This is a genomic window from Neolewinella aquimaris (assembly GCF_014197245.1).
Classification (GTDB): domain Bacteria; phylum Bacteroidota; class Bacteroidia; order Chitinophagales; family Saprospiraceae; genus Neolewinella; species Neolewinella aquimaris.
Window position 1 is genome coordinate 712,233 of record NZ_JACIFF010000001.1, and the last position, 22,156, is coordinate 734,388.

General features: G+C 51.1%; 18 protein-coding genes and 1 pseudogene. 6 read left to right on the forward strand and 13 right to left on the reverse strand.

The genetic code is table 11. From position 1 onward, the window contains the following. Window position 1: 1 nt before the first annotated feature. The 3 genes from GGR28_RS02895 to GGR28_RS02905 all read right to left on the reverse strand — a co-directional run bounded on the left by GGR28_RS02895 (window position 2) and on the right by GGR28_RS02905 (window position 9,750). Window positions 2-6,562, reverse strand: coding sequence for a carbohydrate binding domain-containing protein (locus GGR28_RS02895; RefSeq protein WP_183494209.1), 6,561 nt, complete (start codon window positions 6,560-6,562; stop codon window positions 2-4). A gap of 202 nt (window positions 6,563-6,764) precedes the next feature. Next, a complete protein-coding gene (locus tag GGR28_RS02900; RefSeq protein ID WP_183494210.1) occupies window positions 6,765-7,877 on the reverse strand; it encodes a hypothetical protein in 1,113 nt (370 codons plus the stop codon). Between the two features lies 1 nt (window position 7,878). Continuing rightward, window positions 7,879-9,750 carry a hypothetical protein gene (locus GGR28_RS02905; protein WP_183494211.1) on the reverse strand — a complete coding sequence of 624 codons (1,872 nt, stop codon included), beginning with the start codon at window positions 9,748-9,750 and terminating at the stop codon, window positions 7,879-7,881. Between the two features lie 743 nt (window positions 9,751-10,493). Between GGR28_RS02905 and GGR28_RS19285 the strand changes: the two are divergent. From GGR28_RS19285 to GGR28_RS02925, 5 genes and pseudogenes are all read left to right on the forward strand, one after another. Further along, window positions 10,494-10,682, forward strand: a pseudogene (locus tag GGR28_RS19285) (transposase); the annotation flags it as partial. A 54-nt stretch (window positions 10,683-10,736) separates the two neighbouring features. Next, window positions 10,737-10,928 carry an IS3 family transposase gene (locus GGR28_RS19290; RefSeq protein ID WP_319936702.1) on the forward strand — a complete coding sequence of 64 codons (192 nt, stop codon included), beginning with the start codon at window positions 10,737-10,739 and terminating at the stop codon, window positions 10,926-10,928. Between the two features lie 146 nt (window positions 10,929-11,074). Continuing rightward, window positions 11,075-11,371, forward strand: a complete 297-nt coding sequence (locus GGR28_RS19420; RefSeq protein ID WP_183494213.1) for a DDE-type integrase/transposase/recombinase — start codon at window positions 11,075-11,077, stop codon at window positions 11,369-11,371. Continuing rightward, window positions 11,334-11,474, forward strand: coding sequence for an IS3 family transposase (locus GGR28_RS19425; protein ID WP_183494534.1), 141 nt, complete (start codon window positions 11,334-11,336; stop codon window positions 11,472-11,474). Before GGR28_RS19420 ends, GGR28_RS19425 begins: the two co-directional genes overlap by 38 nt. Before the next feature lie 43 nt (window positions 11,475-11,517). Beyond that, window positions 11,518-11,751 (forward strand): transposase, encoded by a 234-nt coding sequence (locus GGR28_RS02925; protein ID WP_183494214.1) that lies wholly within the window; start codon window positions 11,518-11,520, stop codon window positions 11,749-11,751. A 28-nt stretch (window positions 11,752-11,779) separates the two neighbouring features. Here GGR28_RS02925 and GGR28_RS02930 read toward each other — a convergent pair whose 3' ends face one another. Both GGR28_RS02930 and GGR28_RS02935 read right to left on the reverse strand, forming a co-directional pair. Continuing rightward, window positions 11,780-12,838 (reverse strand): polysaccharide lyase family 7 protein, encoded by a 1,059-nt coding sequence (locus tag GGR28_RS02930; RefSeq protein WP_183494215.1) that lies wholly within the window; start codon window positions 12,836-12,838, stop codon window positions 11,780-11,782. A 34-nt stretch (window positions 12,839-12,872) separates the two neighbouring features. After that, window positions 12,873-13,637 carry an SDR family NAD(P)-dependent oxidoreductase gene (locus tag GGR28_RS02935; RefSeq protein ID WP_183494216.1) on the reverse strand — a complete coding sequence of 255 codons (765 nt, stop codon included), beginning with the start codon at window positions 13,635-13,637 and terminating at the stop codon, window positions 12,873-12,875. 598 nt (window positions 13,638-14,235) lie between these two features. On the opposite strand from GGR28_RS02935, the gene GGR28_RS02940 reads away from it, so the two are divergent. Continuing rightward, a complete protein-coding gene (locus GGR28_RS02940) occupies window positions 14,236-16,059 on the forward strand; it encodes an alkaline phosphatase D family protein (protein ID WP_183494217.1) in 1,824 nt (607 codons plus the stop codon). Window positions 16,060-16,193: 134 nt separating this feature from the next. On the opposite strand, the gene GGR28_RS02945 is transcribed toward GGR28_RS02940, so the two are convergent. From GGR28_RS02945 to GGR28_RS02975, 8 genes are all read right to left on the reverse strand, one after another. Beyond that, the gene (locus tag GGR28_RS02945) at window positions 16,194-17,096 is read right to left on the reverse strand and encodes a helix-turn-helix domain-containing protein (RefSeq protein WP_183494218.1); all 903 of its coding nucleotides are present in this window, start codon (window positions 17,094-17,096) and stop codon (window positions 16,194-16,196) included. Between the two features lie 13 nt (window positions 17,097-17,109). Next, window positions 17,110-17,604: a hypothetical protein gene (locus GGR28_RS02950; RefSeq protein WP_183494219.1), complete on the reverse strand. Its 495-nt coding sequence runs from the start codon at window positions 17,602-17,604 to the stop codon at window positions 17,110-17,112. A gap of 4 nt (window positions 17,605-17,608) precedes the next feature. Beyond that, on the reverse strand, window positions 17,609-18,601 hold the full coding sequence (locus GGR28_RS02955; protein ID WP_183494220.1) for an SDR family oxidoreductase: 993 nt from the start codon (window positions 18,599-18,601) through the stop codon (window positions 17,609-17,611). A 105-nt stretch (window positions 18,602-18,706) separates the two neighbouring features. Then, complete coding sequence (locus GGR28_RS02960; RefSeq protein ID WP_183494221.1) at window positions 18,707-18,964, reverse strand: hypothetical protein; 258 nt, start codon at window positions 18,962-18,964, stop codon at window positions 18,707-18,709. 130 nt (window positions 18,965-19,094) lie between these two features. Continuing rightward, the gene (locus GGR28_RS02965; protein ID WP_319936703.1) at window positions 19,095-19,832 is read right to left on the reverse strand and encodes a transposase; all 738 of its coding nucleotides are present in this window, start codon (window positions 19,830-19,832) and stop codon (window positions 19,095-19,097) included. Further along, complete coding sequence (locus GGR28_RS02970; protein ID WP_183494223.1) at window positions 19,813-20,490, reverse strand: transposase; 678 nt, start codon at window positions 20,488-20,490, stop codon at window positions 19,813-19,815. Before GGR28_RS02970 ends, GGR28_RS02965 begins: the two co-directional genes overlap by 20 nt. 135 nt (window positions 20,491-20,625) lie before the next feature. Continuing rightward, window positions 20,626-20,940, reverse strand: a complete 315-nt coding sequence (locus GGR28_RS18860; protein ID WP_319936692.1) for a TIGR00366 family protein — start codon at window positions 20,938-20,940, stop codon at window positions 20,626-20,628. Next, on the reverse strand, window positions 20,906-22,018 hold the full coding sequence (locus GGR28_RS02975) for a TIGR00366 family protein (RefSeq protein WP_221233777.1): 1,113 nt from the start codon (window positions 22,016-22,018) through the stop codon (window positions 20,906-20,908). The genes GGR28_RS18860 and GGR28_RS02975 overlap by 35 nt, the downstream gene beginning before the upstream one ends. Window positions 22,019-22,156: the final 138 nt, after the last annotated feature.

The following is a 22,156-nucleotide window of genomic DNA, read 5'->3' on the forward strand; positions in this document are numbered from 1 at the left end:
GCTATTGCGGGGACGCGGGTGCAAGGTTGGTGTGTTGCTCGGTAATCGTCATTACGCCGCGTTCCGTCTCCCGCTTCTGGCGGACAAGCATCCCCTCATCGTCGTATTCGTAGAAAACGGCGTAGCCGCGGTCATCGATTTGGGCCATCAACCGAAGGGTGCTGTTGTCGTAGACATAAGCTGTCATCTCTGATTCGTACGGGCGCACCCTTACGTCGTCGAAGTAAAAGGTCTCTCCGCTCGAAAGTGAAGATGGTGGGTCGACGCTAAAGACAATATCGCTGGCATCCTGGGGCACGGTGAATTCCAATTGTATTTGTTGCCAACCTTCTACTACCGGACCGGTAGGATGGGCCTGCCCCAGCAATTGTACCGTGCCGCCGTCCTGGATATAATTGACGGTAAGTGTCGACTCGTATTGTGCCCCCCCGCTCGTTACCGAAAGCCTGGGCTGCTGGCCGTAGGCGAGGCTCGAAGTGCTGGCCACCCAAATGCTCGCTAAATAAGTTTCGTTAGGGGTCGGACGGAAACCATTCACGCAACTGCCACATCCCTCTTCATCGGGACAGTATACCTCGGTGGAATCACAACGAAGGGTGGCGAAGGATTGGTTCAGCCCTAAGGAAGCATCGCTGGTATGGAAAGAATAGCGACCGGTGTGTGCAGCGGCGTCCGTAATGGTTGGGTAATCATTCCGCGTCAAGATCTCCCGGTCCAGCATGGCGAAATGTCTCAACCAATCGCCATTGTTACTACCGCGCTCGTAAAGATAATCCTCAAAATTATCAAAGCCGATATCGGTATGACGGGCATTTTGGGCTACGGATACGGGAAGGTTCTGCAGAAAACCGTACTGCGCACCGCTAAAAATATTGAGGGCATCTTTGGTTTCAAGTTCGTGTCCGTGCTCGTCAAATCGGTTCACCCGGTTTACCGCAATGTGATGTTCGCCTACTACCGTCTCCGTTTCACTAAACCAGAAAGGATAGTATTCTTCTAGCGTTCCTGCTTCGTGGAGAAGAGGTTGGGAATAATTATTGTCGCGCTCATCAGTAATGGGGGGATCAGCTTCTACGGCAGCGAAGCTTCGGTTAGTCTGATCGGGAATGTAGGTTGCTTTGACGCGCCAGTTGCCACGTCGGCCGTCGAGATAGGGGTTTATACCGGCGTCGGGGTGCCAGGGAAAACAGGAAGTAGTATCTTGAAAACCACTTGTCAATCTTACGGTAGGGGTCGCAATATAACTGCTCATAGCCATGCCTGAGGATTCAGGTTCATCGCAAAGCATCCTATTGTCAGGGGGGTATAATTGACAAGTAGACTCTCCCTGATTGATCTGACCGATGCGGACATATCCACCCCCAAAAATATCATGGGGGTCATTAATAACTTCAACGAATGCGCAATTCGCAATTAATGCTCGTTGATCGTCAGTCTGTGGAGTAACTTTTAAGTAGTCCCCGATCTGTTCACACTCGCCGTAAGCGCTTAAATTGCTGATAAAGCCCTGGCTGCTGTAAACATCGAACAAATCCTGGCAGGCTCCACAGTCTTTGATATCCTCGATCTGTGCTAGCCAATTTTCTCCTTGCATCGCAAATTTTTCACCCCCACAATACTCTATATATATAGGTGAATTATTTATTCTACTCATCAGCTCATCACAATCGCCTGCACAGGGTGGGCTGGTGCAAGGCTCATCTGGACATTGCAAACATTCCGGACACTCGCTGCAATCGATGCATTCAGCACAATTGTCGGTTGGAGTATATGGAGCAATTGGTGTACAAAGATTGCCCCAATCCTCGGAATATACCGAAGAAGAAGTAGCGATGACTGAAGAAGATGCCCCGGGTAGTTGGTTCTGGGCGTAATAAAGTCCCCCCGTACCATCTGGCTTTATCAAAGCCGTGGTTTGCTCTGATAGGGCATTCAAAACGTTGCGGAAGCCACTGCGAACCAATCGCAGATTAAACAGTACACCACTTGGTGTATCTACCAAATTTCCAGCATCGTCAATCAGGCGGATGTGATCATAGTATTTGACGGCGAAAACACGTAGCCGCTGAGCTTGCCCCAAATCCGCGGGGCTTGCTTCGTAAGCAATAAGTTCATCTCCCGGGACAAGAACTCCGTCCTCGTCTACATCTGTGCCCTGGAGACGACCATTTAGTATCGTGATCGCTTGAACGCGAAATTGTTGCTGCCGGTATGCAGGCCCCATTCCTTCGTGCCCCTTCATCCAGTATGCGGGACTGGCGAGTTGATAAACAGGTTGACCGAATTCATTTTGGGTGCTGGTTAAAACGGGGGCTCCTGTCAGCGCGTCAAAGCGATGATTAGTTGTTGTAAGGGTGGAGCCATTATTCATCACTAACACCTCTTCAAGGATACCGGTCCTATGGATATACTTCGTTACAGCCGCCGTTTGAAGGCTGGAAACGGAACTGTTAATATTTGGGTAGGGCGTCAGTGCGAACAAAAAGGGGAAGGATATATCGGCGTTCGCCTGGATACCTCCACCGTAACTGGTTGTCCTGTCGTGTGTTATTTCCATCCACACATTTGCCCGAAGACCTAAATAATCTTCTGTTAAGGCTACCGTATTTGATCCAGAGGGGAGGCCTGCCCCGGATTCGACTACGCTCACGCTATTGTTCAAATAATCATCTCCGGCATTTGGATCTGTAGAATAGTTGTACCTGGTAGAACTAATCGCTTCGGGTGCCACTCCGTATTCGAAGACTCCCTTCATTTTGCCATGCATATCGTTTGTCTCAATCGTAAAGCCCTGAGACAATGCAAGACGACTCTGATATAATGAGACGAAGGGAAGTAGCGATGGAGGAGTCGCTACTTTCGCCCGATCCAATTCGGTCAGATGCACTTTCACCGGGTAATCACGGGCGGTATAAAACTCATGAACGGTCCTTCCGGGAATGCTTTGGGCATATTTTTCATCAAGATCAGTCTGTACCGTCACCATACTATAACCGACGTTAGCGGCGGGAAAAAACGACAGGCCGGCAGGATTTTCCATGTAGGAAAAGCGGTTTGCCCCAAGAAACCGTGGATGGGGAGTTTTTCCAACATTGACGTAAAGCATTTCCTCTTTGCCGTGCATTGGTTCATTGGCTGCTACGCCTGTGCTTATCGATTGGCCGGATATCGGGTGTTGAGTTTGGTAGCTGTACGTCTTGGCATAAGTCATTCCGGGTTCAGCGACTTCATTTTCATTGGCCAACCAGTTATCCTGTAGTACTACTTTATTCACCCGGGAGCCCCCACCTATTTTTTTGTAATGCGGATCGCTCAGCCGTACATAACTGGCTTCGGGTTTAAAGAATTGTGCATCCGCGATATCTCGATTCAATCTCCACTTATAAAAGTTTTGCATCGACTTTCCAAGCCCCTTTGAGCGCGGGATAAGCGATTCGGGGTGCCGGCCCACATCTGCTTCTTCATAATCCCCGTACAAGAGCCTAGGCAGTTCGTACTGCATTTTATCTAGTGATGCAAAGGTTATAGGATTAATCGACCGCTCATTACCGGTATCGCTGTTTCTTTTAGTTAATCCAGTGAGCTTTAAAACGAGATAATAATCCTCACCACTTTTAAAAACTCTAGAAAAGTCTTTATCAAACCCGGCATATCCGGTAATTCTTTCGTAGGTACTGATGCCTTTTTGTAGACGAACTAAAGCACTGAAGTACAATTGATCAACGGACGATAGAAGTAAATCTTTGATTTTACCGTGGCTTAAATTATCCGGATCTTGCTCAGTTGGAATATCCCCGACTTTGATATACGCATATAATTTAGCATCTCCCAATCCTCCATCAGGCACGTAGAGCTGATCCCTTGTTTGAGGCAGCTGTGGAGCTATGTTATCAAATTCATTAGTGATAGCCGCCAACGTATACATTTTGCCAGCCCGGAAATTTTGTACGTAAGCATAATCGTCTGGTTCGTACTCAACTTCAATACTGGCTCCGGTAGGCAAATCGATCTTGATCAAGTTTCCTATATCGCAGTGCTCATCGGCTTTGCTAGCATCTTGTACAGCGTAGGGATACCTGATGGGGTCGAGATCGGCGACGTCGGAATTCATTTTCCGCGTTCCCCACCGATCCAACATAAACGGCCGGTAGGCCACTTTTTCTAGATCACCTTTAGCGTTCTCCGCTTCAACCTTGTACGTGAATTGATACTTATTAAGGGCTCCTCTATCGTTGTCCGCATAAGTAAAATGAACGGCCCGCAATGTAAGCTTTCCTTTTTCTCCTAATGAATTAGGCAAACCAGTACTTATCTGCTCTTGGCTACCGTGATCTGCATATTCGAAATGAATTTCTTTGATCGGTATCGGAGGAGTACCAGTGCTTTCGGCTCGGTTCAACTCAGCAAGTGTGAAAAGACTTATGTAATCCAGTTTTTGTAGTCTTTTGCTTTCGTTTTCAAGCCGTCCATCTTCATCGACAGGTATAGCATCCACCCGTGGGCTTGTATGAAAGACGGCTCGGTGAGTTTTTGAATCAATATGGTGAACGTAATAAACCTCTTTGGTACCGTAGGTAAAGGAAGCCTTATCATCCGTTGGATCGGCCAGGTTGCCCTCACTCAAGGCAGCTGAATTCTCGGCAGCAGGGGTCCGGTAGCCCAATTGAGCTGGTTGGTTTACATTCGGATCGGGATCAACTACGGTCGTGTAACCCAATTTCACGTAATTACCTAAATCATCTGAGGATATTCCATTACCGGTGACATCCACATAATCTGGCGACAGAACGGAAGTGAGTAGATGGGCTACAGGGTGCGCGGGAGTGACGACTTCATCAAATAAATGATCGTTCCCGCTATTGTTTCCTAACGTGAGCAGTGTTTCGCTACCTTCGTAATCAACTAAACCATAGTTTCCCTCCCCTTGTTTACCCGCTGTCGATGCAATCTGCGCGGCATTAAAGGTAACTTCTTGTTTGTGGTGATTATACACCGGCAGGCCATATTCATAGCGTTGACCGGATGGTCGCAGAACATTTATCTGACTAATGTGGTGCCCCATTCTACCCGTTTTGTCGCCGCGATCGCTCCAACTCTCTAATATCGGCACCAATGAAAAATACTCGCCAGGGGAAGTGAAGGGTTGGTATAGGACATTTGCACTATTGTTTGATATAGCGTTGGCTTCGGCGTGGGTGAGATAATTAACGACCGTGGCGGTGGACTCTTTATATAGTGGTTTGGCCAAATTCGATGAACCAATAGAAAATAGGCGCCCAACGCCCCTATTTTCAGTTTTATAAGCAGTGGTTAGTTTGATATTTGGGAAACTAGAGGCTACGTTGATGTGCACGGGATCAGGCCCACCGATTCGGTCGTATACTGTTTTATCAATGTACGAGGTTTGGTCAGATATATATCTTAGGTAGGATTCCGGATTGTTAACATCGATACCTGACTCGTAACTTTCTGTGAAGGTATTGTGAATGTTATCCCAGCCACTCAGTTCACTGGACAATTTTGAAGCACTATAATTAGCACCGAGATGGATGCCACTGCCTACGCCAATATCCCCGCCACTGCCAACAGAAACAGTGCCGGACCGTGTCTTCGCCGGCCGGAAAGGTGACATCCGGTTTCTAATAACTTCTATTTGACCTGACATACTCGGGCCGGTTACCGCGTAGACATCGGGGGTGCCAAACGGAACAGGGAGTCTTGTAGCATCTTGATTTAACAATCCACCTGTCTCGACATTGTAATCCATGATGGCTTCAGGATCGTCAATCGCTCCGTCTAAATACAAATAACCATAGGCCCTCTCTTTCAGTACATTTGTTGCCAATGATTGGGTCATACTGTGACCGCGGTAAACCGCATGCGCGGAAAGCGGCCAAACAGGAACACCACCTGCTTTCACGGTAAAGGTCCGAGCCGACAATCGCTTGGGAAGATTACTGGTTGGGGTATAGGTTATGCCGGCAGTACTATAAGTAACTCCGAAATTATGCATTCTCCTCTTGAGATTTGAACTCCAGGATATAGACTGGAGCCCGGCGCGCGAGGTAAAATTTGCGGATAGAAAGTGCACGGCTTTGTCTTGCTCAATTTGCCAGGGCCACTTGAGTCGAAAACCGGTTTTTCCGGAACTAGCAGTTTTTTCTGGTTTCTTGCCAAAATCGTCCGAGAGCAGCATCATAAGATTTATCGACGGAGAGTAATCTTGAGAAAAACTGAACCCGCTATAATTATTATAATTAAAATTTAAGGCCGCGTTCAAACCAAATGTCCCGAATATTTCCAAATCCGTCCCCAGGGATATGCCGGTCGTAACGTTTTCCTTTGAAGAATTCCGATGAATGACTTCCTCCCCGTTGAAATCATCGGGCAAACCACGCACTTGTCGAGAAATAGCTCCAGGATTCAGGGTCCAACCGAAGCCGACCCAGCTGGCCTCTTCTTCCTGACCTCCATCGGAAGAATAACTTAGGTTGATCGGATATCCGCCGACTTCAAACAGGGGTATTGAATACTGAAAATTACCGGTAAATAAATCAACCATATCATCAGATCCTACTACGGAAGGCTGTCCGAATTCTGGTTGCGTAGGCCCCCCCGACAATCCATATATAGGAGTACTGATTAATGACTGGAAGAGAACTAACAAGGATAGGAGAAGGCTTGTCCAGGAGGACGGAGAGGATGAACGCGTTAGCATGAGAGAACTATAAATTGTGGCAAAATATTAAGCTAAGGCCGATTGACTACCCTTTAGGGAAATACTTAAATTGCAGATAATACGACTGCTTATGCGGCGTGGCAATTGCTAATCTATAAACTCTGCCGGGCAATAGCCCTAATTTGTCCGTCGGGATGTCAATGGTGTTTAAACCGGGTCCTAAATCACTGATTACCGGCAAATTAGACAATTTCCGAGCATTCACGGAAATCCCATTAATCGTATAGGAAAGCTTTTCAATCCCTTCATTGTTATCAAATCCAAAATGGATATTCTTACCGAACCGGTACACTCGGCTATCAATTGCAGTGGAAACCATAGGATATGAAGGCTTGTCTGCAGTCACTGACTTAGCACTATTTTGGGCGACGGTAAAACTCCAGGGTTGGGAAACCAGGATCTCATCCTGGCCTTGAAGCACTCTCACCATCCAAGCATATGTGCTACCGGCCTCTAGTGGAGGCAACCCAACTGGATACTTAAGCATATTGCGTGTCAACCCCCTCCGGAAAAGCAGATTAACATTCGTTTCCAATGCTTGGGCGGTGGTTTGCCCTGGTTGCTGTTCACATAGCTGTATCGTATAGGTAATATTTCCGGTTCTCAAACCGTACTGTGACACATTTTCCCATACCAAATTTGGATATGCTTGCCGAATAGTTGACTGATCAGCGGGATGGACCAGAGCAAAATTGATGTCTAACTTTGCTTTCTTTTCTCCGCATAGCTTAGCGATTATTCCATTGGTTTGTAGGCTCTCAAAGGAATGACAAAGTACAAAGTCACCATTGTCCAATCGGCCCTGCCGACGAAGTTTATTTGCCAATTCTCCCGTTCCATACTGGATGGCGGTAGTCCAGGATACTGTATTGGCTGAAATTACTTGCCCTGGAGCTAGAGACAAGGGGAACGACTCTAAACGCACGATTTGGTTTAAATTGCCATCAAACAACTCAGCAATCAGCGTACCCCTGACCGTTTCTTTTTTGGTGCTATGTAAGTTTACCATCGTTAGCCGCTGAACATTTAGAGGACCGACCGTAGGTGACAAGTCTGTCAAAATCACCCCCCCCTGGGCGTTGCTGACAACTCCAAGCGCTAAAGAAAACATACATATTAGGAGAAAACGTATAATCATACTAGAATTTTGAGAACCAATTTTGTTGGCTGACAATGCTTGGTGCGCTATATTCACTCTGTGAGGTGTCTTGACCAGGTTGATACAGGAAACTCAGGTGTGCTGATGCCCACTTGCCTATTGCCACAGTTATGTCTAGTTCACCACTCCACGAAGGAACATTACTATAGAAAAGGGTGCCATAGCGAATTCCCCCACCAACTCGACGGTTTTTCCCCAATGATGCATTCAGTGCATACGTGAAACGGTTGTCAAGTGGTCGTGTAGCATCGTATAGTATGGTCTGCTGCACATCCGTTGAAAAAGATAGCGCCTCAGATACTGCAAGTGTTCCACTCAGTGTGCCTACGAGATTAGTAGAAGCAGAAGTTGAATCCGCCCACGTAATCCCCTGATTTAAATTAGTGATTCCGGCCTGTATATCCCAGGGATGATTATTGATATAACCAATTTGATTGTAAATTAATTGAAATATGCTACTTTCCGTTAGACCTTCCTGGCCAGTCACTTCGTAGCGGTACAAATTAGGCGAGGCCATAGCCAACAGATGCCCATTCTGGGCCACGCTTAGTCGAATCTGCCCTTGAGCGCGCAGTCGAAACTGATTTAAGGTTGCGGGAGTGGTTCCGTATCCTCCAGCCAAACTGAAGCTGCCATCAAGTGAGCCACGCGGTGAGGTAATTTTTAGGTTCGCTTCTAGGCCTTGATAGTCGTTGTAAAGGTAGGGATTGGCCAAGCTTTGGTATGCGAATCCGGTACGAAATCCACTTATTTCCGCCCTAATGAATTCGGTCTCATAACTCAAACCCGCGCTAGCCGATATTTCCGCCGCCAAGTCCTCACCCTCAACAACATCCGGTAGTAAGGAAGTATTTCCATCACGAGATTGGGAATGACTGATTTCCGAAACCAATCCGAATTTTTCCCCAAATGGTGTGCTTCCGTAAAAAGTTAGAACGCGGTTTTTTTTCGGTATAGATAATCGCCGACTCGAATCCTTTGGATCTTGTCGCCTCGTTTCCCTAGCGGAAAGTATCGACAATTTGTAATTCCCAAGATTGTTAAAGTGATAACCTACAGCTATGCGCCCTACCATAAAATCACGAAGGAAATCGTGGTATGCTATACCATCACGTGGCACGAACCGTCGACTGGCCACCCGCTTACCAATTTGTATATCTGCGGTGATTCCACCTTTGTCATACGCGTAGCTCAAACCTCGAATGGGAAGACCGATCGAAGTACTGCCGTCGTAAGGGAGCCGCGTATTGCCAACAGAAAAATCTTTTGTTGCCAGAAGAAAGCGCCGCCAGCCGGTCAGTTCCCCTCTTTCTGACAGTTTTCGGCGCGTCGCCTCTACTGGGTCTTCGTTGGGGATAAACCTGCGAAGTGAGTCCAATAAATGCTTGCCATGCATACGTTGAGCAGCTGGCAAAGACGAAACTTCCTCCCAAATACCGTCGTAAAACCTAGACAGCGAATCCAAGAGTCGTTTCTTGCGGACCAACTCCAACGAGGCCGGGTCGAACTCATCCTCAACGTACCCCTTGAGCGAATCAGCTACATGAGTTGCCTCAACATAAATACTTCGATAGGATTCGCTATTTACAAAATCGAGGTACGAGCGAAGACACTCGTATTTGTAGGCACTTAGAACTGAGGGGTCCAAGTTCGTGGATCTTTTGAGGAAGTCCGCACCATTCTGCGCGGCAGCAAAATCGGGCTTGATCTGTTCAATTAAGTCTCGTCGATCGAATGCAAACGTGACACCGGAACGATCAAGATCAGGCGAGCCGTCCTCAAGAGAAACCGTACCTCCAAGGGTAAATTCTACTCCAAAGATTGTTTGCCGCCGATTTATGGATGCTACCATATGATGCCTTATACTAGCCGATGAATCAGTGGACTCAAATGACTGGTAATAATTATCAATCGAAACTTCCGTATTAGCTGAGTGAACCTGCAAGCTGTCGAGTGAGTGTAGAGACAATGCTGACAATTCGGGTTGCGGGAGCAAAAAACTTACGGATTGCTGTGCCCAGCGCATTGAATCAAGAGGGATAGATTGGCTGTGGGCGAATTGTACCTTGACAAAGCTTACTACTACCACAAGTACCACCAACCGTAGCTGGTAGCGTCTGATATTTCTATGCAAGTGTGAAATCTGAGGCAAAACACAAGTGAGTATAGAACATCATTTCGTCGTTGACAATAGTAAACTTAGATGATGCGACGACAAGGTATAGAAAAAATCTTAATTTTAAATTTAACCGAGCAAATATTTTTGAGCTAGTATGACAACCAGCTTCTTCAAAATCCAAAGCTAGTCGAATATTTTTGAGGAAGAACCCAATTTTGTTGGTGATTGTATTTCACTGTTAAACTTTTTGTTCTAAGGGAGTCGTTCAAGAATACTACATAACCTTTCAGTCGTTGACTGTTAGGTGAGGAGATAAGGATTATGACCTGTCGCGCTAACGCTGGAAATGGGTGGACTTGAATATGTATTGAAGGTGCTCAAATAAATAGACAGTGACTTCGGCCTGGAAGGTTTGGTATATTTCAAATCTTCAACCCGACATCATGTCCAAACTACGAAAATGATTCACTTGGGAGGAGCGCCTGGAACTGGTAAAACAAAGCTTCAAACCGGATGCGGTGATCACTCATGTTGCCGATAAGTTCGGTATCGCGGCCACTACCTTAACCCGCTGGCGACAAGAGTTCGGCTTGGAAAACCAGGTAGAGCCATCCGGTCAGGGGATTAAGACCATGACCGACGAGGAGCGTCAGATTGCCCGGCTGAAAATGCAGTTACGCGAAGCCGAACTGGAACGCGACAACCGACGGTACAAGCAGATGGAGAACGTCGAACGGCGGGATGACCGCCTAGATGGACTGTTCCATCGCTCGTTTGAAACCAGCCGGGGAACTTACGGTAGTCCCCTGATCTGGCATGACTTGGCCAGGCAGGGCATCCGCGTCTTCCGGGCTACCGTAGGCCGACGCATACGGCGTAAAGGCCTTAGCCCCAAACGTAAGAAACGCTAGATTACTACAACGGACTCTGCGCACGATTCGCCCGTAGCTGGTAATCCTTAGATCGCAACTTCACCGCGGACCGGCCGGCCACTAGATGGGTCAGCGACATCACCTACTTCGAGATCGATCACCAATGGTACTAATTTAATATTGTATTGGACCTGGCGGATCGAGCGATCGTTAGCTGGGTGATCAGTGACGAGATGACCGCTGAGACCACGTCGGTGGCCGCCCTTAAACAGGCGGTAGCCAAGCATAAGCCGCAGGACGATTTGATCTTCCACTCCGACCGCGGCTCCCAGTATTCTTGTGGCAGCTTCCGGGAAGAACTAGCCTGCGCCGGGGCGACCCAGAGCATGTCTCGTAAAGGAAACTGCTGGGACAACGCCGTAGCGCAGTCCTTTTTCAAAAACGATCAAGACCGAATGCATCGACTTCCAGGAGTTTGCTAGCCGCCAACAAGCCTGGTGCGTCATCTTCGACTACATCGAAGGGTGGTACAACACAAACCGAATACACACGTCCCTTCAGGGGTTAACGGTACGACAAGCCTAGGAAAAGAAAACACAACAGACTAACTGACAAGCTTTCAGCGAAGTTGCTGTCCACTATTATGAGCACCTCCAGTTTTGAGTGTCCGGTACGTGATCCTGCCCAGCGGGGTTTTGTAGTCGAAGCTCAGCTTTGGGTGGTCGAAAGGACCTTCGGCTGGTCCAATCGGTACCGCAGAATCATCAAGGATTACGAGCGAACGGAAGAAAATTCCACCGGATTCGTTCTCCTAGCCAACATGCAGCTGGTTCTACTGTCGATCGCTAATTTGAGTCCCTAAAAATTTTCAGACATGCGCTTAAGTGGCTTTAGTCGTTCTTAATAAAGTACCCTTCATTCGACACGGCCGCATCACTCACGGTAATATTTGCCTCCTTAAACCAGACCTCGGCGTAGTTACCGCTTTCGTACTGCTTTTGCAGATCACCGCCGAAGGTTTCCGCGCCGGAACACCAGTTCCTGTTTACTTCGGGAGATTTGCCGTTGGTCTGGTTATAGCAACCCAATTTGAAAAAGAGGTATTCATCAGCGTAGGCCTCCTCGCGCTCCAGGCCGTCCTGACCGATGGGCACGAACAGCTGCTGGGTTTGCTCGGGGATGTCGGCCGCAGAGGTGTACTCCGAGTCCACCAGCGATTTGGTGAACTCCTTGGTCTCGTGTCCTTCACTCATGAACTTCACCCGCATCAGGCCGTCCTTTACCTCGATCTCGTAACCGAACGTTTCCCCCAGGGCAATGCCATCGGCCGGCTCCTCCGGGTAAGTATTTTCCTCACTGCCGACCACGGAGAAGTCGTGGCCCCACACGGCGGTCGAGTAATCCCACCTGCCCGCATTATCGGGGCCCGCCGTATTGATCTCGTAGTGCCAGAACACGGAACCTTTGGTATGACCGGGAAACTTCTTGTAAAATATCTTCAGCGGCTCGTTCTCGTGGCCATCCGCACTGTGAATCTGCCCGACAACGACGGAGTACGATGCCGCAACCCGCGCATCGCCCGTTGCCGATACATTCATGACTTTGAGCTGGGCGGACAGTTTTGCGGGGGTATCCGGAGACCATTTTTTCGTCTGCGCCAGTTCCGTGCGCGTGTTGTTGGACGTGCCGTGGGTGTCTCCGGCATTCGGCGATTTAAAGACGACCCAGTCACTTTCGGCCACGTAAAAGAAGTCCGGATGCTCGAAATCATTTGGATGACCTACGTTGGAACCATCTCCCAGGATCAGATTCCAGCGATCGGAAAATGAAAGGACGTCGCTGGCATAGACCTCAGCTGCTGCTTCCGATTCCTTCGGTTGGTTATTTCCGTCCGCGCAGCCGGCTATTAGGAGCAGCGCGCAGCAGATCGAGGGGAATGTTACGTTCATGGTGTCTTTTTTATGCGAATCTCAGCGGGCTGGGCTACGTATTGTAGGCCCCGCCATTAATATCCAGCGTAGCTCCGGTGATGAAGCCATCGTATTCGGAAGCCAGGTAGGCAACAGCCCGGGCGACATCATCGGCGTTCCCCGCCCGGTTGATGGGAATACCTTCAACGGTTTTCGCGGCCGACTCAGCGGTGGTGTGGGTGTTGTGAAATGCCGTACCGAGGATCAGACCGGGGGCCACTGCGTTGACCCTCACGCCGTGCGGTCCCAGCTCCGAAGCAAGGGCGCGTGTGAAGGTCAGAATGGCTCCTTTGCTCGTCGAGTAAGCCAGCGATCCGGCGTGGCCTCCCTTTCTTCCGGCTAACGAGGCCAGATTCACGATACTGCTGTGCTCATTCTTAATGAGGTGGGGCATGGCCGCTTTGGTGACGTACATCATGGAAGTAAGGTTGATGTCCATCACCTTGGTCCAGAACGTACCGTCCATCTCTTCGAGCTTCCTGCGGGCAACCAGGGAACCCGCATTGTTGACCAGGATGTCCAGCCCCCCCAGGACTTCGACCGTTTTCTCGACTACGGCCCGCGCATCGGCTTCCATGGTCAGGTCGCCCCGCGCAGCTACTGCTTTTTGCCCTTTGCCTACGGCGTAGTCTACCAGTTTTTCCGCGGTCTCCGCACTGGAAAAGTAATGGATCGCGACGTTCGCTCCGCTATCGATGAATAATTTGGTAATCGCCTCGCCGATCCCCTGGGCGCCGGCGGTGATGAGTACGTTCTTGTTGCGCAGTTTATCCGCCATGTTCGTTGATTGCTGGTTTCTCGGCACGGAATTGTTTAGAGGCTGGTCGTGAGCGTTTCTACCCTTATCCCGTGTAGTTTATTTTGGTTAAAGGTATATACATTCTCATTGTAGTTCTTAAGTGCGGCCGCCTGGGTGACTTTGAGTTCAGTCGGTGACTTCGTTCTTGTTCACTATTAAGGGTGAATTATAGCGATAACTCGCGGGTCAGGTAGTCCGTTACGGCCCACCAGCAGGGCCGAAACACAATTCTTTTGGGCTCTGGCTTCGCCCAATGAGGCCCGCTGTGTGGGAGTTAGTCAGGAAGGGCTGATCGTGGGATCCGTCGTTCGCGTCGCTCCCGGGTTTGGATACGTAGTAGTCCCGGGCCGAAAGCGTCAGGGAGCAGAGCAACTAAAGAAATGAGGCAAGGTGTCTTTGCATGGGTCGATTGATTAAACAGTTGACCCAATACTAGCGCGGGCGGGAAGCGTCTGACGGATAGTTGATCATATGTGGTAGCCCCGGAACCGTCAGAAGAAATGATTACCGTGCGGGCGGCGGACCTTGCCCCCGCGGCCATTCACGCCGCGGTATCCCGCGAAAACCATCCGTACTTATGAATCCTTTTCCCCCTTCAGCCCCGACCGGAAAAAGCCGCTTGTTGCGTACGGTCAATCTGCTGCTCGTCGGCCTGCTGCTCGTATCCTCCGGTTCGGCGGCCCAGCCGGAGGAGAATACATCTCGGGGGCGAATCTGTTTTGCCCTCTATACGGTCCACGAGAACACGCTGAAGCTGACGGCGCAATTTTATCCGATTCAGAACTACGAGCCTTTTTCCGCCAGCCTGCAGCTGCTGGAAGACGGCGCGTGGCGTACGGTACAGGATGCACGCATCACCTATCCGGGCTACACCGCCCACTTCCGGATCGAGGACTGGGACGACACCCGGGAGAAGAGTTACCGCGTTGCCTACGCCGAGCGGGATTACTACACGGGCACCGTACGCAAGAACCCCGTAAACCGCGAAGAAATCGTAGTAGCCGCTTTTTCGTGCTGGTCGAACGTGATCGAGCACGGGGGCCAGCTGCCGATGAACGATATCGTCGATAATATGGAACGCCTGCAGCCCGACCTACTCTTCTTTGCCGGCGATCAGGTGTACGACCATAGCAATCACCTGGACAACTGGCTGGCCTTTGGTGAGGCCTTTGGCGATATTATCCGCAACACCCCTACGATCACCATCCCGGACGACCACGACATCGGTCAGGGCAACCTCTGGGGCGACGGCGGCAGGCGCAGCGAAGACCGCAACGGGCAGTCCGGCGGATACTATATGCCGGTGGAATACATCCGGGAAGTGGAGCGCGCACAGACAAGCCACTTACCCGACCCCTACGACCCCACACCGGTCGAGCGGGGCATTGGCGTTTACTACACCAGTCTGACGTGGGGCGGAATCAGCTTCGCCATCGTGGAGGACCGCAAGTTCAAGTCGGGGCCGCAACGGGTGCTGACCGGGAAACCGTACCGGGATACCCGCGAGATGGATGTACCGGAAGCGCAACTACTCGGACGGCGCCAACTGGACTTCCTCGAGCACTGGACCACCGACTGGAAAGACGCCGAAATGAAGGCGGTCCTCTCAGCGACTATTTTCGCGAACTTGACTACCCATACCCCCACGCTGGAAAACAGGACTGCGTTCAGCTACGATTCCAACGGCTGGCCACAGTCCGGCAGAAACAGGGCGCTGTCCGTTATTCGCAAAAGCTTTGCCTGCATGATCGCCGGCGACCAGCACCTGGGCTCCGTCATCCGCCACGGCATCACGGACTGGAACGATGCGGGCTACTCCTTTGCCGTACCGGCGGTGGCCAACTTCTGGATGCGCTGGTGGCTGCCGGATGAACCCGGTCGGCACCGGCAGCCGGGAGCCCGGGAGTACACCGGCGAGTACGAAGACGGCTTTCATAACAAAATTACGGTGCACGCGGTGGCCAATCCCAGCGACACCAACAACACCGTAGGGGAGGACCCCCTCCACGGCCGGGCGGCCGGTTACGGCGTCATTCGCTTCAGCAAAGCGGCGCGGGAGATCACTTACGAATGCTGGCCGCGCGCCGTAGACATGTTCGCCCCCGGCAGCCGTCCGTACCCGGGCTGGCCGGTGACCTTTAGCCAGACCGACAACTTCGCGATCTTCGCCGGTTACGAATTGCCCACGCTCCAATTTACGGAGCCGGGAGAGGTGGAAACTATTCAGGATGAACACACGGGCGAGGTGATTTCCTCCCTGCGCATCAGGGGCACTTCCTGGCAGGCCCGGGTACCCCAGCCGGGCACCTACCGGGCCGCGGTAGGCGAGGGCGAAACGCTCCGGTACGTGTACGGCCTGCGGGCGGAACGGGAAAATACGCAAACCATCACCGTACGCTAATCGAAAAGTCCTCCAGTCACGCCCGTATCCTTACCGCAATGTTCACGCTTCTGCCCATTGCTCCCACCCCAGGTCAAGCAAAACAGATAATTGCGTATTGCTTTGAGGGCGGCGGCGCGCAGGAGCAAAGTTCCTCAATTCAGCTGCCGAAACCGGCTCGGCGGCATCCCCACCTTCTTCTTGAACAACGTACCGAACGACTGCGGGTGCTCGAAACCTAAATCGTAGGCGATGGCACTGACCGGCTCGTCGGACGCCAGCAGAGCATTCTTCGCCCGCTCGATGTGATAGTGAATGTGCTCCTGGGTGTTCTTGCCAGTTTCTTTCTTCAGCAGGTCGCTGAGGTAGTTGGGAGACAGATTGACGTGCTCGGCGCAGAACTTTACCGTGGGAATGCCGTGACGCAGTCCTTTATCGGAGTTGAAATAGTCCAGCAGCAGGGCCACTACCCTTTCCACCACGTCGCCCTGGTGGGGACTGCGCGTATAAAATTGCCGGTCGTAGAAGCGATTGCAGTAGTGCAACAGCAGCTCCAGATTGGCTACGATGACGGTCTGGCTGCGCTGATCGATGTGTTGCTGGCATTCGTCCTCAATGGCTTCGATGCAGCGGGTGATCTTCGCTTTCTCTCGCTCGGAAAGGTGGAGCGCTTCATTGAAGGTGTAGGAGAAAAATCCGTAGGACTTGATCTTCGTACCCAGGTCCGATTTACGGAGCAGATCAGGATGGAAGTAAAGTGCCCAGCTGTGTTCGCTGACCGCGCTGGGCTGATTCGTAGCCTCAAAGGCCTGCCCCGGTGCGGTGAAGATCAATGAGCCCTCGGCGAAATCGTAGTACTGCCGCCCGTAGTGCAGCACGCAATCTTCGAACTTCAGGGAGATCATGTAAAAATCCCAGACGTACCGGTGATTGAATAGCTTCTCCGACAGAATAACGTCCCTGGTGTGGACCAGGGAGATGGCGGGGTGAAGGGGTTTACCCAGGCCGAGCATCTCGTGGAGTTCCGTGATGGAGTTGATCTTTTCAATATTGGTCATGGTAGGAGAATTACTACACCTGCATTAGCTGTTCGTGATACTCGATCACCCGCGCATTCGCGTTGCTATCGATCAGCATCGTCACGGCCATCAGCGCGATGGTCGTAATGCCGATCGCCCGCCACAGCGGAGCGTCGACGAATACCGTCAATAAAGCCGCGACGACGATGATCACTGGAATAATCTTAAATATCGCCAATTCATATTCCCCCATGACCTTTTCCGCGCGGGCCACCTCCGTCCGGACAAAGGCAGTGGGGTTGGCCTCATACTGGGCGGGGAAGTTGGTCACCCGACCCTGATTGGTGAAAAAGAGGCCCAGCCCAGCGGCCAACAGCAAGGTCGCCGCCACCAAACTGGGGAAAATGTAGGCCCGGGCAATCTCCGTCTTACCAAGTTGCCAGAAGCCGATTCCGGCGGCCACGAAGGCCAGACCGAAAACGATGAAGAAAACGGAGGAAAAGACTTCGGCGCGCGCCCAGTCGACGGCGGCTTTCAGGATGTCCATGCGATTAAGAAGTTACGGTTACTGCATTAAGGTTCCACTTACATACTGCATTAAGGTTCCACTTACATTTGGTTGCCTGCTCACTCACGTCCCACAATTTAGCGGCTACCTTCCAATCCTGGGCGTGGGACTCCGGCGTGACCCTACCGACGGGGCCGCTCATGTTCATCATACCTGTCGGACCGTAGTAAGCCAGCGGATCCAGATCGGGCTCCGTGGCACACATCACCTCCGGGTAGGCTCCCCGTTCGGCCGACTGCACCAGGGGCGATCGCCGCATCAGTGACCAGGTGATGCGCGTCATCAGGGGGCTGTCCTTACGAATTAGGGAAGTACTGGAAGCCCCGGGGTGGCAGACGTAGACCGAAACGTTTCTACCGGCGGCCCCGCCCCGGCGCTGCAGTTCGTAGGCAAACAGCATCTGTGCAAGTTTACTCTGGCTGTAGACGGTATTGGGGCTGTAGTTTTCGTTGAAATTCAGGTCGTCGAACTGGATCGTCCTTAACCCCATTTTATATCCCTCACTGGCGACAACCACGATGCGACCGGCCGTTGCGACAATGCGATCGTAGAGCAGATTGACCAGCAGAAAGTGACCGTAGTGGTTGATGCCCAGCTGGCTCTCGAAGCCGTCCTTGGTAAACTCCTGGCTGGCCACTTGCGCCACGGCGGCGTTGCAGATTAGGGCGTCGATGCGGGGAGTGGTGGCGAGTACCTCCTCGGCGGCCGTGCGCACGGAGGAAAGATCGCCCAGGTCCATGAGGATGTAGCGGACGTTAGCACCTGCCCCGAGTTCCTGCTTCACGTCGTTTATCGCGGCCTGAGATCGTTCCGCACTGCGGTTGAGCATGACGACCTCCGCGCCCTTCTTGAGGAGAATTTTTGCCGCTTCGAAGCCGGTCCCGGCGTTGGCGCCGGTGATAAGGTAGGTTCTGCCGTTGAGATTGTGGAGGCGCTCGGGCGTCCAGCCCTGTTTGCCGAATTTGGTGGTAGACATAGCAAGAAATACGTTTAGTGGTTTGACATAGCAAAGTTGCGGATCTCCGGAGGGCGCTACCTAAGCGAATCACAGATTGTCTAAGGCGTTTTACCGAAGTGGCACCTACGCCGCCGCAGTGATTTCGCTCACCTCCAATCGCTTCTCAGACCGCGGATGAATCACCACGTGCCCCAGTTCGGTGGTGGTCGTTACCAAGTCCATTCGCTTTAGCAGCGGGAACAGTGGGCGGGTATGCAGGTACAGTACCCGGTACAGTGTGGTGCGCGATTTGATGCAGCGCTCCGGCAGGATCACACCGGGCCGAAAGGCACAGGCATCCCGGAAGCCCAGGTTTAGGACCGGGTTTAATTGCCTCTTCACCTGATATAACTAGGTAAAAAGCACCGCCTTGTGCACCATGCCCTGTTTCCACTGGTGCCCTCCCTTTCCATCAACTTCGAACTACTACCTAGTCGTCCCTGAAAAACATATTCCGCGGTCCGGTTTGGGGCTAAATCGCTCCCATAGCTGTTCTGCGATGGTATGCCGTCGACAGGTTTACCCGATGTAGCAGTTCAACGCAGGCGTAAAAGATGACAACTGCCAGCTGGATCAGCACCAGCATGACCATCACTGGCAGCATTTTCAACTGATTCAGGCGCTTGACCAGGTTGAAGGCCGCCCCAGCCAGCAGGCAGTTGACTGCATCACCTAATTCTCCGCTCAGAAAGTTGCGCCGCATTCGGTGATCATCCTTGAGGTGACCGATGACGGGCTCTATCCCCGCCCGGCGCCGGAAGCGCTTACGCTGCTTTTGTTTTTCGTAGTACGTCTGCTCTTTGGTTCCCCGGTCGGGGATGAGTACGTCGGTGCCGCTTAGGTGCTTACGGCCCCGGTAGCCGCGGTCCACCACGGCGGTAGTTGGTCGATCTCCCCCAACATTCTCCCGTATACGCTCCACTTGGTTTAGCGCGGGAGCCAGTGTATCGCCATCGTAAGGATTGCCGACGAAGCTCTTCATACCGACGATAACACCGGATAAGGCTGTACGGGCCACTGATACCTTACAGCCGAACTCGTACTTCCGGTGGACTTTACCCTTGGCGATACACCACACCGCCGGCTCGTGCAGACTGTAGCGCTTGTTCTTCGTGCTGCGGCGCTGCGCCAGCACCTGCTCGAACAGGTTCAGCGTATCGCCGTAGTAGGCCAGCGCTTCGTCCGGCAGTTTACGCCGTAGGTCCCGCACCAAGCGCCCGGCGATGGTTCGCAGTTTGCGCTGAGCACGGTGGGCCGCCCGCCCGCCGCCGCGGATGGCCGCCGTCGTAGGTCGCCAGGCGCAACCGCTTCACTACAAAGCGGTAGGACTGACGCCACCGGACGCCTTCCTGCTCTCCGTAGCTCCAGCAGTACTTGATGATCTTTACGGCCAGTTTGGTGTCGGTGGGGTAGGTCACATTCTTTTCCTGCACGGTGGTGTCCACCAGTACCTCCTCTTCCACCTCACTTCCGCAGTGCAGGCGCACCGACAGGCTCAAAATCTTTTCCATACCGTCCTCCCCGACCCGCTTGCGGAAGTAGACGAAGTCCGTCGGATCGAAGGGTGGGCGGTGCTGGAAGTAGGTCTCGCCGGTGAAGTACTGCCAGTAAGGATTTTCCACCCAGCGCGCCAGTACCGACTCATCGCTCTGATCGTACATCCGCTTCAGCAACAGCATACCCACCATGGTACGGACCGGAATGCTGGGGCGTCCCTCGCGCGCATAGTAGCCGTCCAGCTCCGCATCGATCCACTGCCAGTCGATCTCCCCGGCCAGACGGCAGAGTTCGTGGTCCAGACTGATGATCGAGGTCAGGCGATTACGGAAAAGGTCGGTTTGATCCTGATTGGGGAGGGAGCCCTTCATTTTTCGCAAGGTTTTGGCCCGGTTTGGCCGGTTTCTGGCGAAAAGTTAATATCAAATCCGCATTTATCATAGATATGATCCCGCTGGTTTTCAATACTTTGCAGCCTGTGAGAATACTTTTTCAGGGACAACTACCTAAATCGGCACAAAAATTACCATGAGTGCCCATGAAATAAAGAACACCAGGAAGGGCACAATTAAGTACCCCATCACATCCCGTGCTTGTATCTTGATACCTAATCCCATGATGGGAAGAATAATCAGTAAATAGAAAGGTTGCAGGCAATTGGTCAACGTTTCACCAAATGCAATGGCTAAGGACGCTCGAGCAATCATGTGGGTTACTTCTTGTTCTGGCAAGCCCATTCCAATTTCTTTGACGGCATTGATAATACTGGGGCCTATTACCGCAAATTCACCGCCTGCGGAAGGAATGGCAAAGTTGACCACCCCCCCCGCTGAGAAATGCTAGGATTGGATAAGTATCAATTGTTGCAACAGAAACCATCCAGGTCGCCAGTTCATTTCCTAATCCCGTATGGATCATTATGCCCATTATCCCCGCATAGAAGGGGTACTGAAACAGAATTCCTGAAATATTCATACTGGACCGTTTCATGGCTATACTGTATCGCATGGGTGTCCGGTGCAAAAACAAACCCAGTATGATAAAAACAAAGATCATGATATTTAAATTAATATCCATGCCTTTAGTGCTGAAGTGAAATACGATATAGGCAAGTCCCATGAGGCCAACCATTCCCTGTAGTATTGAGCTACTATTCAGCCTATCCGAAACTGCATTTGCCCTATGGTTCATGCTATCCGCTTCCGCTTCGATAGTCGTCTCCATAATCGCATTGCCAGCCGCTAACATATCTACAAGTTCTTGTTCCTTTTTGGGAATTAGCACCAAAAAAAGCAATGGCCCAACTATTAGTGAAAAGATCATAATGGATATATTCAAAAAGGAACTGAGCGTATAGGAAGTTGAAATTGTGCTCGATAAAATTCCGGCTTCAATCAGGTAATTGTTTTCCGTATTAAGCAATAGTGGTATAGAACTAGAAAGACCGGTTACCCAAAACAAGCTCGAGAAATATACACAGGCAATGAGGTATGGATAATTGATTCCTTTAATACGCAACGCAAACTCCCTCGCCAAAATGGCATTTATCACCACCCAACCCCAACTTATCGCACTTAGCAGCATCCCCATTACGATTATAAATGGGTATACATGCTTAGGTGTATGAATGAATTGGGTCAACTTGGAAATACCCTTCTTTACTAAAGGCGACAGCGCGATGGAAAACCCTGTAACCAGTATGAGAATCATTTGCATGCCGAATTCAAGAAGCATCCAAAATCCGGTATACCATGCTTGAATAATATCCATTGCGGAATCCCCTGTCCATGCAAAAGCCATACATACGACGGCAATAGTTAAAATCAGCGCAAAGACAAACGCATTCGGCATATACCGTTTGAATAAATTCGTAAATTTTTCACCTAGCTGCCTGATCATATTCTTTGTATTTATGTTTTTTAGATTCTCATACAAGCTGGATTCGTATGGATAATTTCTAAATCTGCAATTCGGTCTTCAGACTGTTTAATATGTCTCACGTCTGATTGAGCCGTTTAAAATGTCACAACCATTTAC